Annotated in this window: 13 protein-coding genes and 1 tRNA gene; 7 read left to right on the top strand and 7 right to left on the bottom strand. The window is 66.8% G+C overall.

Annotated elements, in window-relative coordinates:
* The first annotated feature begins 12 nt into the window (after window positions 1-12).
* Window positions 13-990, top strand: a complete 978-nt coding sequence (locus ACAD63_RS17480; RefSeq protein WP_133094067.1) for a quinone oxidoreductase family protein — start codon at window positions 13-15, stop codon at window positions 988-990.
* A gap of 68 nt (window positions 991-1058) precedes the next feature.
* Here ACAD63_RS17480 and ACAD63_RS17475 read toward each other — a convergent pair whose 3' ends face one another.
* From ACAD63_RS17475 to ACAD63_RS17450, 6 genes are all read right to left on the bottom strand, one after another.
* Entirely contained in the window at window positions 1059-1352 is a 294-nt protein-coding gene (locus tag ACAD63_RS17475) for a YkvA family protein (RefSeq protein ID WP_062797448.1), read from the bottom strand.
* 332 nt (window positions 1353-1684) lie between these two features.
* Window positions 1685-2830, bottom strand: a complete 1146-nt coding sequence (locus ACAD63_RS17470; protein ID WP_195428222.1) for a BMP family ABC transporter substrate-binding protein — start codon at window positions 2828-2830, stop codon at window positions 1685-1687.
* Window positions 2831-2900: 70 nt separating this feature from the next.
* Window positions 2901-3821, bottom strand: coding sequence for an ABC transporter permease (locus ACAD63_RS17465; RefSeq protein ID WP_133094069.1), 921 nt, complete (start codon window positions 3819-3821; stop codon window positions 2901-2903).
* A 17-nt stretch (window positions 3822-3838) separates the two neighbouring features.
* Entirely contained in the window at window positions 3839-4948 is a 1110-nt protein-coding gene (locus ACAD63_RS17460; RefSeq protein WP_135704818.1) for an ABC transporter permease, read from the bottom strand.
* A complete protein-coding gene (locus tag ACAD63_RS17455; RefSeq protein WP_133094071.1) occupies window positions 4941-6500 on the bottom strand; it encodes an ABC transporter ATP-binding protein in 1560 nt (519 codons plus the stop codon). The genes ACAD63_RS17460 and ACAD63_RS17455 overlap by 8 nt, the downstream gene beginning before the upstream one ends.
* A 355-nt stretch (window positions 6501-6855) precedes the next feature.
* A complete protein-coding gene (locus ACAD63_RS17450) occupies window positions 6856-7794 on the bottom strand; it encodes a pirin family protein (RefSeq protein ID WP_434033046.1) in 939 nt (312 codons plus the stop codon).
* A gap of 675 nt (window positions 7795-8469) precedes the next feature.
* Between ACAD63_RS17450 and ACAD63_RS17445 the strand changes: the two genes are divergently transcribed.
* Genes ACAD63_RS17445 through ACAD63_RS17425 form a run of 5 tightly spaced genes read left to right on the top strand, consistent with a single transcriptional unit; the run spans window position 8470 to window position 12419 of the window.
* The gene (locus ACAD63_RS17445) at window positions 8470-9186 is read left to right on the top strand and encodes an ABC transporter permease (RefSeq protein ID WP_133094073.1); all 717 of its coding nucleotides are present in this window, start codon (window positions 8470-8472) and stop codon (window positions 9184-9186) included.
* A gap of 26 nt (window positions 9187-9212) precedes the next feature.
* Window positions 9213-10154 carry a glycine betaine ABC transporter substrate-binding protein gene (locus tag ACAD63_RS17440; protein WP_135704821.1) on the top strand — a complete coding sequence of 314 codons (942 nt, stop codon included), beginning with the start codon at window positions 9213-9215 and terminating at the stop codon, window positions 10152-10154.
* A 22-nt stretch (window positions 10155-10176) separates the two neighbouring features.
* Entirely contained in the window at window positions 10177-10827 is a 651-nt protein-coding gene (locus ACAD63_RS17435) for an ABC transporter permease (protein WP_133094239.1), read from the top strand.
* Window positions 10824-11999 carry an osmoprotectant ABC transporter ATP-binding protein OsmV gene (locus ACAD63_RS17430; protein WP_135704822.1) on the top strand — a complete coding sequence of 392 codons (1176 nt, stop codon included), beginning with the start codon at window positions 10824-10826 and terminating at the stop codon, window positions 11997-11999. The genes ACAD63_RS17435 and ACAD63_RS17430 overlap by 4 nt, the downstream gene beginning before the upstream one ends.
* Before the next feature lie 45 nt (window positions 12000-12044).
* Window positions 12045-12419 carry a hypothetical protein gene (locus ACAD63_RS17425; RefSeq protein WP_434033045.1) on the top strand — a complete coding sequence of 125 codons (375 nt, stop codon included), beginning with the start codon at window positions 12045-12047 and terminating at the stop codon, window positions 12417-12419.
* 43 nt (window positions 12420-12462) lie between these two features.
* On the opposite strand, the gene ACAD63_RS17420 is transcribed toward ACAD63_RS17425, so the two are convergent.
* Window positions 12463-12552, bottom strand: a tRNA-Ser gene (locus tag ACAD63_RS17420).
* Between the two features lie 312 nt (window positions 12553-12864).
* On the opposite strand from ACAD63_RS17420, the gene ACAD63_RS17415 reads away from it, so the two are divergent.
* Window positions 12865-13371, top strand: a complete 507-nt coding sequence (locus ACAD63_RS17415; RefSeq protein WP_133094077.1) for a glycine zipper 2TM domain-containing protein — start codon at window positions 12865-12867, stop codon at window positions 13369-13371.
* Window positions 13372-13374: the final 3 nt, after the last annotated feature.

The following is a 13374-nucleotide window of genomic DNA, read 5'->3' as shown; positions in this document are numbered from 1 at the left end:
GGAGCGACGCAGATGAGCAAAGCCATCCGGATCGAGCAGACCGGCGGTCCTGAAGTCATGCAGTGGGTCGATGTGGAAGTGGGCGAGCCCGGCCCCGGCCAGGTGCGCGTGCGCCACGAAGCGGTGGGCCTGAACTACATCGACGTCTATTTCCGCACCGGCCTGTACAAGCAGCCGCTGCCGGGCGGCCTGGGCATGGAAGGCGCGGGAGTGGTCGAGGCCGTGGGGGAGGGCGTCGGCCACGTGAGCGTGGGCGACCGCGTCGCCTATGCCGGCCGTCCGACCGGCGCGTATGCGCAGGTGCGCGTGATGCCGGCCGATATCGTGGTGCGGCTGCCGGACGCGATCCCGTTCGACACCGCCGCGGCCATGATGCTGCAGGGCCTGACCGCGCAATACCTGATCCGCGACAGCTACCAGGCGCAGCCGGGCGACACGGTGCTGCTGCACGCGGCTGCCGGCGGTGTGGGCCTGATCGTCAGCCAGTGGCTCAAGGCGCTTGGCGTGACCGTGATCGGCACCGTCGGCACGGACGAGAAGGCAGAGCTGGCGCGCGCCAACGGCTGCGCCCATACCATCGTCTACACGCGCGAGTCGTTCGTCGACCGCGTCAAGGAAATCACCAACGGCAAGGGCGTGCCGGCGGTCTATGACTCGATCGGCAAGGACACGTTCCAGGGCTCGCTCGACTGCCTGGCGCCGCGCGGCACCATGGTGAGCTTCGGCAATGCTTCGGGCCCGGTGCCGCCGTTCGACCTCTCGGTGCTCGGCAACAAGGGTTCGCTGCGGCTGACGCGCCCGACGCTGATGACCTACGTGGTGCACCGCGAGCTGCTCGAGCCGATGGTGGCCGACCTGTTCGATGCGGTCACGACCGGCAAGGTCAAGGTCGATATCCGCCAGCAATATGCGTTGTCGGAAGTGGCGCAGGCGCACCGCGACCTGGAAGCGCGCAAGACCACCGGCTCGACCATCCTGCTGCCGCGCTGAATCCGGTTCCGCGCAGGCAAAAAAATCCCCGGCGCAGCGAGTGCCCCGGGGATTTTTCTTTGGCGGCTTCAGTGCGGCCGGACCGTGGTGGCTGTGGCGCGCGCCTGCGCCTGGCGCAGGATATGCGGCGGCAGGCGCTTCAGGATCAGGTGGACGGCCAGCGGGATCAGCACCACGTCGTCGATGATGCCAAGCCCGGCGACCACGTCAGGCACGAGGTCGATCGGCGAAATCGCGTACAGCAGCAGCCCGATCGCCGCGGGTTTCAGCCATGCCGGGGCATCCGGGTGGCGCAGCGCGTACCAGAACAGCCGCCCGTCGCGGCGTACCAGCGTCCACAGGGCCGAAAATCGCTTCAACATGAGAGGCCTCCTTCACATGGCGCGCGCCTGACACTGGCGCATACGCAGATAGCTTGGGCCGTTGTTGTCGGCTTCAAGTTCCGCGGAGGCAATGTGATGGGAGATATGCTCCCTCTCCCGCGCGCGGGAAAAGGCCGGGGGGAGGGCAGGAGGGTTGCTAACGCTCGCAGGTTAAAACCGAAGGCTTCGGTTGACGTGGTCTCTAGCTAACCCACCCCTCACCCCAACCCTCTCCCCTGAGGGGAGAGGGAGAACACCTTGCCAAGGCAGGCTCGGGCCGCATGGGTGCACCTCGCTTTGGGTCAGCCCGAGCGGCTTTGGATCACTACCAATCAGCCCGGAATCTTCCCTTCCACACCCTCGACATAGAACTTCACGCCGTGCAGGAACTTGTCATCCGCGACCTGATCCTTCGCCAGCTGCTCGGTCCCGGTGTTGTCCTTGATCGGACCCTTCCAGATCGGCGCGCTGCCATCGGCAATGCCCTTCTTGCGCTCCTCGACCAGCTTCTTCACATCTTCGGGCACGACCGCGTTGAACGACTTCAGGTCGATCATGCCTTCCTTCAGGCCCCACCACGTGGTGCCGTTCTTCCACTGGTTGTTCAGCACGTCTTCCACCACCTTGTTGTAGTAGACGCCCCACGAGATCACCGACGCGGCCAGGTGGGCCTTGTCGCCGAACTTGGTCATGTCGCTGTCCCAGCCGAAGGCATGCACGCCCTTCTCCTGCGCGGTCTGCACCACCGCGGCGGAGTCGGTGTTCTGCATCAGCATGTCGACGCCCTGGCCGATCAGCGTGGTGGCGGCTTCGCGCTCCTTGCCCGGGTCGAACCACTTGTTGACCCACACCACCTTGACCGTGGCGTTCGGATTGACGCTGCGCGCGCCCAGCGTGAACGAGTCGATATTGCGGATCACTTCTGGGATGGGCACCGACGCGACCACGCCCATCTTGCCGGTCTTGCTCATCTTGCCGGCGACCACGCCGGCCAGGTACGCGCCTTCATAGGTGCGCACGTCGTACTGGGCCAGGTTGTCGGCGGTCTTGAAGCCGGTGGCGTGCTCGAATTTCACGTCCGGGAATTCCTTGGCGACCTTGAGCATCGACTCCATGTAGCCGAAGGTAGTGCCGAAGATCAGCTTGTTGCCCTGGCTGGCCAGGTCGCGGAACACGCGCTCGGCGTCGGCGGCGGATTCGGGCACGTTTTCGACGAAGGTGGTCTTGACCTTGCTGCCGAATTTTTCTTCCACGGCCTTGCGGCCGTTGTCATGCGCGTAGGTCCAGCCGGCATCGCCGACCGGTCCGATATAGACGAAGGCGACCTTGAGCGGTTCGCCCGCGGCAGCGGCAGCCGGCGCGGAGGCCGGGCCGGCGGTCTCGGCAGGCTTCTCGGCTTCCTTCTTGCCACAGCCGGCCAGGGCCAGCACTGCGGTGGCGGCCAGCGCCGCCAGGGTCTTCCTGCGCGTGACGATCATGATTTCTCCTTGTGTGAATTGTTTGGTAGCTCGGGGATTTCCGTCAAAAAAATCGATCAGATACTGGCGATCAGGCATTGCCGGGCCGGAACGGCTTCCCCAGCGATGCCGGCATGTTCAGCCGTATCCACGCGGGGTTGCGCGAGATCAGCGCCAGCACCACGATGGTGGCCGCGTACGGCAGCATCGACAGGAACTGCGAGGGCACCGATACGCCGATGCCCTGCAGGTAGAACTGCAGGATGGTCACGCCGCCGAACAGCCACGCGCCGATCAGCACGCGGCCCGGACGCCAGGTGGCGAAGGTGGTCAGCGCCAGCGCGATCCAGCCGCGGCCGGCGACCAGGTTCTCGACCCACATCGGGGTATAGACCAGCGACAGGTAGGCGCCCGCCAGCCCGCAGCAGGCGCCGCCGAACAGCAGCGCGCCGAAGCGGATGGTGCGCACGGGATAGCCCAGCGCGTGCGCGGATTCCGGCGACTCGCCGATCGCGCGCAGCGTCAGGCCGGCGCGCGTGCGGAACAGGAACCACATGATGGCAAGGCACAGCAGCAGGCTGAAATAGACCATCCAGTGATGCTGGAAGAACGCCGGACCGAAGAAAGGCAGGTTGGCCAGTCCCGGCACGGCCTTGGCCTGCGCCGGCATGGCGAAGCCGACGAAGCGCTGGCCCATGAAGGCCGACAGCCCGGTGCCGAAGATCGACAGCGCCAGGCCGGTGGCGACCTGGTTGGTGGCCAGCACCAGCGCCAGCCACGAGAACAGCGTGGCCATCAGCATGCCGGCCAGCGCGCCGGCGGCAAAGCCGAGCATCGGCGACTGGGTCTGGTAGCCGACCATGAAGCCGGCCACCGCGGCGACCAGCATCATGCCTTCGGCGCCCAGGTTGAGCACGCCCGAGCGTTCGTTGATCAGCAGGCCCAGCGCCGCCAGCAGCAGCGGCGTGCCGGCGTTGATGGCGGTGGCAATGAGGGGAGCGAGTTGTTCCATGTTTTTTCTTGCTCCGCTCAGGCCGTGGTGGCGCGCCAGCGCAGGCGGTTTTCGATCAGCGTGTCGCAGGCCAGCAGGAAGAACAGCAGCATGCCCTGGAACACCCAGCCTATGGCCGACGGCAGGCCCAGGCGCGATTGCGCCATCTCGCCGCCGATATAGAACAGCGACATCATGATGCCGCCGAAGACGGTGCCGACCGGGTGCAGCCGGCCGATAAACGCGACGATGATCGCGGTGAAGCCGTAGCCCGGCGAGATCGACGGCAGCAACTGGCCGATCGGTCCGACCACTTCAAACGCGCCTGCCAGCCCCGCGGTCGCGCCCGAGATCAGCAGCGCGCTCCACAACGCGCTGCGCGCCGAAAAGCCCGCGTAGCGCGCCGCCGCCGGCGCGGTACCGCCGACCTGCAGGCGATAGCCGGCAAAGCTGCGGAACACGAACACCGTCATCACCACCACCAGCACCAGCATCACCGCAAAGCCGGCGTGCAGGCGCGAGCCCGACATCAGGTTGGGCAGCAGGAACTCGGACGAGAACACCTTGGACTGCGGGAAGTTCATGCCATTGGGATCCTTCAGCGGCCCGTTGACCACCCACAGCAGCAACTGCTGCGCGATATAGGTGAGCATCAGCGAGACCAGGATCTCGTTGGCGTTGAACCTGTCTTTCAGCAGCGCCGTGAGCGAAGCCCACGCCATGCCGCCGGCGATGCCGGCGAGCGAAGCCAGTACCAGAACCACGGTGCCGTTCAGGGCCTGCCCCGGCACGTCGAAATACAGCACCACGGCACCGGCGCAGATGCCGCCGGCAATCAGCTGGCCGTCGGCGCCGATGTTCCACACATTGGCCCGGTAGCACACCGAAAGCCCCAGCGCGCACAGCACCAGCGGCACCGTCTTCAGCAGCACCTCGCCGATCGCGCGCTTGTCGCGCAGCGGATCCGCCAGGAAGACCTTGAGCGCGGCCACCGGGTCCTTGCCCAGCACCAGGAACAGCAGCGCGCCGAACAGCAGCGTCAGCGCCAGCGCAACCACCGGCGACGCATAGGCCATGGTGCGCGACGGCAGCCCGCGCGGTGCCAGCGTTAGCGGGGAGCGGGGGAGGAGGCGTCGCACATCAGCCATGGTTTGCCACCTCCGCCGGGTGTGCCTTGGCGGGGCCGCCTTGCCACAAGCCGCTCATCCACAGGCCGACCTGCTCGCGCGTGGCAGTTTCGGTCGGCACCGACGGCGACAGGTGGCCCTTGGCGATCACGTGCAGCCGGTCGCAGATCGCGAACAGCTCGTCGAGTTCTTCCGACACCACCAGGATGGCGCAGCCGGTGGCCTTCAGCGCCAGGATCTCGTTATGGATCTGCGCCGCGGCGCCCACGTCCACGCCCCAGGTCGGTTGCGCCACGATCAATACCCTCGGGCCGCTTTCGATCTCGCGGCCGACAATGAATTTCTGCAGGTTGCCGCCGGACAGGCTGCGCGCCAGCGCATCCGGTCCGCTGGCCTTGACGCGGAAGCGGTCGATCACCGCCGTGGCCAGCCCGGTGGCGGCCTTCGGCGAGATCATGCCCTTGCGCACGTAGGGTCGCGTCTGGTGCGACAACAGGACATTGGTAGCCAGGCTCATGCCCGGCACAGCACCACGGCCCAGGCGTTCCTCCGGCACGAAGGCGAGGCCGGCGCGGCGGCGCCGGCGCGCGTCGAGCTTGCCCACCGGCCTGCCGCCGATCTGCACCGATGCGCTGGCCGCGCGCGTGTCCTCGCCCGAGAGCGCCGCCAACAACTCCTGCTGGCCGTTGCCGGAGACGCCGGCGATGCCGACGACCTCGCCCGCATGCAGGTCCAGCGAAATCCGGCTCAGCTCGGTGGCGAAGGCATGCGCGCGCGGCAGCGACAGCTCCTGCACGCTCAGTTGCACCGGACCGCGGAAGGCAGTCACGCGCGCCTCGCGCGGCGGTTCGCCGCCGATCATCAGCCGCGACAGCGACGCCGCGGTTTCCTGCCGCGGATCGCACACGCCGGTGACCTTGCCCATGCGCATCACGGTGGCGTGATGGCACAGCGCGCGGATCTCGTCGAGCTTGTGGCTGATGTAGAGGATGCTGGTGCCTTCGCCGGCCAGCTGGCGCAGCGTGACGAAGAGCGTCTCCACCGCCTGCGGCGTCAGCACCGAAGTGGGCTCGTCCAGGATCAGCAGCTGCGGATTGGCCAGCAGCGCGCGCACGATCTCCACGCGCTGGCGCTCGCCGACCGACAGCGTGTGCACGTGGCGGTTCGGTTCCAGCGGCAGGCCGTAGCGTTCGGCGGTGGCGCGGATGCGCTCGGCCAGCTGCTTCATGTTGCCTTGCTGGCTGGCCGGCAGGCCGAGCGCAATGTTCTCGGTCACGGTCAGCGTGTCGAACAGCGAGAAATGCTGGAACACCATGGCAATGCCCAGGTTGCGGGCATCGTGCGGGCTGTTGATCGTGACCGGCGCCCCGTTGAAGTGCATCTCGCCGGCATCGGGCCGGACGGCGCCGAAGATGATCTTCATCAGGGTGGATTTGCCGGCGCCGTTCTCGCCCAGGACCGCGTGGATCTCGCCGGGTGCGACGGTAAGGCTGACGTCGTCGTTGGCGACGACGCCCGGATAGCGCTTGCTGATATGGGAAAGCGCCAGCCTGGGAGGGGTTTGTGATGTCACTGAGGCGGCTCGGGTTGTTGTGAGGGCAGCAACGTCGGATGAGTCAAAGCGCGGCAGTGCGTGGCGCAGGATCGCCGCGACGCATTGCAGCATTCATCATGAACTGGTGATGCTCGATATAGGTGACGAATTATATAAGTGAGCAGGGGATGGAAGGCTTGAAACGGGCGAGTGTCCAGTCCCTGCAACGGTTGCAGGCGGGTTGCAAGTCGCGTGCCGGTTGCGGCACGAAAAAAAGCCGCGGCCTCCTGGTGGAGGCGGCGGCCTTTGAGATTGTTTTCTCCCCTTGCGCCCCTCTCCCGCGGGCGGGAGAGGGGCGCAAGCCGGCGGCGCGGTGACGGCCTGGAGCCCGTCCTCAGGCACCGTTCCCAGCCGCGATGGTCGCGAATCGCCCATCCCGGAAATCCGCCAGCGTCTGGTAGATCTGCTCCTGCGTGTTCATCACGAACGGGCCGTACTGCGCAATCGGCTCGTTCAGCGGCTTGCCGGCGATCAGCAGGAAGCGCGCGTCGGCGTTGGCCCGCACCACCACGCCGTCAGCCGTGCCGGCGTTGTCCAGTACGCCCATGCGCTGGGCCTCGACCACCGCGCGGTCGCCGTCGTCGCCCTCGTCGCCGATCGACACCTCGCCCTGGTACACGTACACAAAGGCGTTATGCCCGGCCGGCAGCGCCTGCGTGAACACCTGGCCTGCCGGCAGGTGCACGTCGAGGTAGAGCGGCTCGGTCACCGGGCGCGCCACCGCGCCGGCCACGCCATGGCTGGCGCCGGCCAGCACGCGAACCGTGCCCCCATTGTCCAGTGCCACCGTCGGAATCTCGGCCGACGGCATGTCGCGGTACCACGGCGCGGTCATCTTGTCCGCGGCCGGCAGGTTCAGCCAGAGCTGGAAGCCTTCCATGCGGCCGTCTTCCTGCTCGGGCATTTCCGAGTGCACCACGCCGGCGCCGGCCACCATCCACTGGGCGCCGCCGTTCTGCAGCAGGCCTTCGTTGCCGGCGCTGTCGCGATGGCGCATGCGGCCGGCCAGCATGTAGGTGATGGTCTCGAAGCCGCGGTGCGGGTGATCGGGGAAGCCGCCGATGTAGTCGTCCTTGCTGTCGGTGCCGAAGGCATCGAGCATCAGGAACGGGTCCAGCCGGCGCTGCAGGTTCTGTGTCAGCACGCGGGTCAGCTTGACGCCGGCGCCGTCGGACGTGGCGATGCCCCGCACGACGCGGTCCACGGTGCGCGAGCGTTGCACGCTTTCCGCGGCGGTGGCGGGAACGGTGGTGAAGGGGGTACGGATGTCCATGTCTTTCTCCGGTGGGCGGGAAGCGCTGCGATCGTGCCGCGCGGTCCCGTCGTTTCAGCTACCCCGTCAATTTAGTGGTTTGGCTGGGAAAGAGTAGAGGGCGGGAAGGGAACAGATTGTTCTACTCATAGGCATAGCGCGAAGGAGTCGCTATCAAAATTGGAACGGCGCACCCGGCGCCGCAAGCCCGGGAAAACCGGTGCCCTGAACGCCTCCCAAAAGCATAAAATTGCCGCAAATTTGGCGCCGGAAGGCGGAAAGATGACAAAATAAAAGAAGATCGCTATAATAGCGCTCTCATTGTCATCCGTTGATGTGGGTTGCAAGGTGGCCGATTCCGCGCCAGCCCTTGCCAGTCAACGGCCGATGGATCGGCGGCGCGTCGAAAAACCTCAATACCTGCGCTGCCACAGGCCAACTGGTCGCCACGCTTGAAGCGTCGCCGGTTGCGCCGCTTCAGGGAATGTCCGGCCGCATGCCGGCATCCCGTCAATCGGGCTCCCCGCCAACGCGGAAGGCCCACAGACCGTCCGCCGGCAATCGTGCCGGTCATGGCGGCAATGCAATCTGAACCGGGCGGGTGGCGCCTCCATCTCCGCAACCACCAGCCCATATTGTTTTCCGCGATCTGGAAGTGGCGTCTTGCGCTCTTTTCCGGCCGGAAGAGGGGAGAGTATGTCAAAGCAATCGGCCCGGTCTTTCGCCTGGGCAGGACTGACGCTTGCCGCGATCGCCGCACTGGTCGCGTGGATCGGCGTCGATGTGATTCGGAAATATCAGGAACGCCTGATTTACGACGTTGCCGACCACCTGCGCCTGGTCGCGATCTCGATGACGCTGGCGCTGGCCACCGGCATCCCGGCCGGCATCGCGCTGAGCCGCCCGTGCATGCGCCGCTGGGCCGACCGGCTGATGCAGGTCTTCAACGTCGGCAACACGGTGCCGTCGCTGGCGGTGCTGGCACTCGCGCTGGCAGTGCTCGGCATCGGCGAGCGCCCGGCGATCCTGGCGCTGTGGCTGGCTTCGCTGCTGCCGATCGTGCGCAACACCTACGAGGGGCTGCGCAACGTTTCGCCCACGCTGCTGGAAGCGGCGCGCGGCATCGGCATGACCCCGGTGCAGCGGCTGGTGCGCGTGGAACTGCCCAACGCGCTGCCGGTGATGCTGGCCGGCATCCGCATTGCGCTGGTGATCAACGTCGGCACGGTGCCGCTGTCGTTCCTGATCGGTGCCAACAGCCTGGGCGAACTGATCTTCCCGGGCATCTACCTGAACAACCAGTCGCTGCTGCTGCTGGGCGCGGCCGCCACCGCGCTGCTGGCACTGGCACTGGACGCGTTGTTCGCCGCTGCCGGCCAGGTGTACCTGCGCCGCCGCGGGCTGGTGCGCTGAACAAAGGGGCCGACATGAAAGATCCAATGCAATTTATCCGCCGCCGCGCGCGGCGCGCCGCGATGCTGGTGGCGGCTGTTACCGCGTTCGCGGCAGGGCTGGCGCTGGCAACGGCGCCCGATGCGCACGCCGCCGATGCTGCCGCAGCACCGATCCGCGTGGGCGGCAAGAACTTTACCGAGCAGCTGCTGCTGTCGTCGATGACGTCTAAGTACCTGCGCGCCAAGGGCCTCACCACCGAGCTGACCGCCGGGCTGGGCAGCACGCTGATGCGCCAGGCCATGGAGAGCAACCAGCTCGACGTGGTCTGGGACTACACCGGCACCGCGCTGATCGTGTTCAACAAGGTCCAGGAAAAGCTGGGCGCGAAGGAAAGCTATGAGCGCGTCAGGCAGATGGACGGCGCACGCGGCCTGGTGTGGCTGGATGCCTCGGGCATCAACAACACCTACGCGCTGGCGATGCCGAAGGAACGCGCCGGCAAAGGCGTGACTACGCTGTCGGCGTTTGCCGAGCAGATGCGCAAGGCCGGCGCCGACGCCACCCATCCGTTCGCGGTCGACATGGAATTCGCAGCGCGCCCGGATGGCCTGGAGCCGCTCAAGGACCTGTACAAGCTGCCGTTCTCGCGCCGCGACGTGATCCAGCTCGACCCCGGCCTGGTCTACACCGCGCTGAAGAACAACCAGGTCGAGCTGGGCCTGGTCTATGCCACCGATGGCCGCGTCAAGGGCTTCGACCTCGTGCTGCTGGAAGACGATCTGCATTTCTTCCCGCCTTACAACGCGGTGCCGGTGGTACGCAAGCCGGTGCTCGACAAGCATCCGGAACTAGCCGGCCTGCTCAATGCACTCGCTGCCAAGCTCGACAACCAGAGCATGACCGACATGAACTACAAGGTGGACATCGGCCAGCAGCCGGTGGACAAGGTCGCGGAGGACTTCCTGCGCAGCCACGGACTGATCTGAGGAGGGCCGCATGGACCTGCGAATGGACATATTTGGTTACTTGCAGCACAGCTGGCCCACGCTGCTGAAAATGACCGGCGAGCATCTCGCGCTGGTCGGCTCGGCGGTAGGGCTGGCGATCCTGATCGGGGTGCCGCTGGGCATCGTGATCACGCGCTTCCGCGCGCTGGCCACGCCGCTGCTGGCGCTGGCCACCATCGTGCTGACGCTGCCGTCGATCGCGCTGTTCGGACTGATGATCCCGATCTTCGCGCGCTTCGGCCATGCGCTCGGCTACGTGCCGGCGGTGACGGCGGTGTTCCTGTACTCGCTGCTGCCCATCATGCGCAACACCTACACCGCGCTGGCCAATGTCGACCCCGGCATCCAGGAAGCGGGTCGCGGCATCGGCATGACCACCTGGCAACGGATGCGGCTGGTCGACCTGCCGCTGGCGGTGCCGGTGATCCTCGGCGGCGTGCGTACCGCCGTGGTGATGAATATCGGGGTTGCCACCATTGCCGCCATCATCGGCGCGGGTGGCCTTGGGGTGCTGATCCTGCAAGCGATCAGCCAGAGCAACATGAGCAAGCTGGCCGTGGGCGCGGTCCTGGTCAGCCTGCTTGCCATCGTGGCGGACGCTTTCCTGCAGTGGTTGCAGCGGGCGCTGACGCCGAAGGGGATCCGTCTATGATCGAACTCGACCAACTCACCAAGTCCTTCCAGCAGAAAGACGGCACCGAAGTGCGTGCCGTCGACGCCGTGTCGCTGACGGTGCCGCGCGGCGAGATCTGCGTCTTCCTGGGCCCGTCGGGCTGCGGCAAGACCACCACGCTGAAGATGATCAACCGGCTGATCGAGCCCACTTCCGGCACGGTGCGCATCGAGGGCGAGGACACGCGCGGCATCGACGGCGTGACCCTGCGCCGCAAGATCGGCTACGTGATCCAGCAGATCGGCCTGTTCCCCAACATGACCATCGAAGAGAACATCATGGTCGTGCCGCGCCTGCTCGGCTGGGACAAGAAGCAGTGCCGCGAGCGCGCGCGCGAGCTGATGGCGATGGTGCAGCTCGATCCCAACCTGATGCTCGGCCGCTACCCGCGCGAGCTGTCTGGCGGGCAGCAGCAGCGCATCGGCGTGATCCGAGCGCTGGCGGCCGATGCGCCGGTGTTGCTGATGGACGAGCCGTTCGGAGCGGTCGACCCGATCAACCGCGAGAGCATCCAGAACGAATTCCTGCAGATGCAGCGCCAGCTCGGCAAGACCGTGATCATGGTCTCGCACGATATCGACGAGGCGATCAAGCTGGCCGACAAGGTGGCGGTGTTCCGCCGTGGCAAGCTGGTGCAGTTCGACCACCCCGACGCGCTGCTGGCGCACCCGGCCGATGAGTTCGTGCAGGCCTTTGTCGGCCACGACAATACGCTCAAGCGCCTGCTGCTGGTGCGCGCCGGCGACGCCGCCACCATGCCGCCGAGCTGCCGCCCCGACATGCCGCTGGCCGAGGCGCTGGGCGTGATGGATGATGCCGACGTGCGCCACCTGCCGGTGGTGGACGATGCGCAGCGCGCGCTGGGCTATGTCACGCGCCGCGACGCGCGCCCGGGCAAGGGCGTGTGCAGCGACGTGATGCGCCCGTTCGCGGTCACCGCTGCGTTCGACGAGCACCTGCGCATCGTGCTGTCGCGCATGTACCAGCACAACACCAGCTGGCTGCCGGTGATGGGCGCGGACGGCGACTACCTGGGCGAAGTGACGCAGGAATCGATCGCGGGCTACCTCAGTTCCGGCCGCTCGCGCGGCCAGTCGGCGCTGGCGCTGCCGGCGGTTCCCGCGCCGGCGACGCTGCGCGCGGCGGCCTGAGCGCAACGCACGGCAGAGTGCGGGCATCCGGGCTATGCTTGACACATGCTCCGCTACTGCCGCTCGCCGCTATGCCTCGTCGTCGAAACCCGCTGGCTGATCCCGCGCGGGTTTGACGGCTTTACGCCCGGGCCGCTGATCCTGCTGCGGCCCGGCGCCAGCGACGCGCTGATCGAGCACGAGAAGGTCCACGTGCGCCAGTTCTGGCGCAGCTGGGGGCTGATGGGCGTGCTGTATCTCGCCAGCCGACGCTGGCGGCTGCGCTATGAAGTGGAGGCGTACCGGGAGCAGTTGCGGTACTGTCACCCGGACTCGGCACACGCCTTTGCGCGCGTGCTGGCTCAGAAGTACCGGCTGAAGATTTCTGAGCCGGAAGCCTACCGGTTGCTGACGCAGAGTCCCGAATCCACTTCCAAATAAGAAGGGCCCGCACCGGTTGCCTGGTGCGGGCCGTCTTGCTGTCTGGCGGAAGCGGTGAGATTCGAACTCACGGATGGGTCACCCCATCGGCAGTTTTCAAGACTGCTGCCTTAAACCACTCGGCCACGCTTCCGGAAAGTGCGGGCATTGTAGCGCGAAAGGGCGGGTCCCTCGGCGCCGCGTTGCCATCGACCTGAAGGTCAGGCCGCGCATTATACAAGGCCACGCGGGCAACGGGGTGCTCTTGCAGCGCGGCGAGGCGGCATGCGTAAACTTCCTGCCACACCGCTGGCCTCGGCTGTCGGCGTCTGTCTGACACCGCGGAACCTTCACATGGGACTGCTGCTCATATTGGAGTGCACGGGGTCGCGGCGTGTGCCGCCGGTGTTTGCTGCCGGTGTGTGCTGCAATCCCTGCTTCGACTGGCAACAGAGGAGAACTCAAAATGCGAATGCAAAGCAAGAAATGGCTGATCCTGCCGGCAGCTACCGCGGTGGCGGTGCTGGCCGGTTGTGCTGCGCCGTACAACGGCGGTTACAGCAATACCGGCTACAACACGGCGCCGCCCCCGGGCTACCAGACCCCCAACACCACGCAGGCGCCTGCCGGCTCGGTGTACTACGGCCGTGTGGAATCGATCGAGCCGATCACCTCCACGCAAGGCAGCTCTGGCCTGCTGGGCACGGTCATCGGCGGTGCCGCCGGCGGCCTGCTGGGCCATCAGATCGGCGGCGGGCGCGGGCAGACCGCGGCCACCATCGGCGGTGCCGTGGTCGGCGCGGTAGCGGGCAACCAGATCGAGAAGCGTGCGGGCAGCAATACGCAGACCGCGTATCGCGTCAACGTGCGCCTGGACGACGGCCGCGTCGCGACGGTGACCCAGTCGAACCTGGGCAACCTGCAAGTGGGCATGCGCGCACGCGTGGCCAACGATATGGCGACGCCGTACTGACGC

The organism is Cupriavidus sp. a3 (assembly GCF_051015765.1).
Lineage (GTDB): Bacteria > Pseudomonadota > Gammaproteobacteria > Burkholderiales > Burkholderiaceae > Cupriavidus > Cupriavidus oxalaticus_A.
This window is presented reverse-complemented; position numbering and strand designations above follow the sequence as displayed.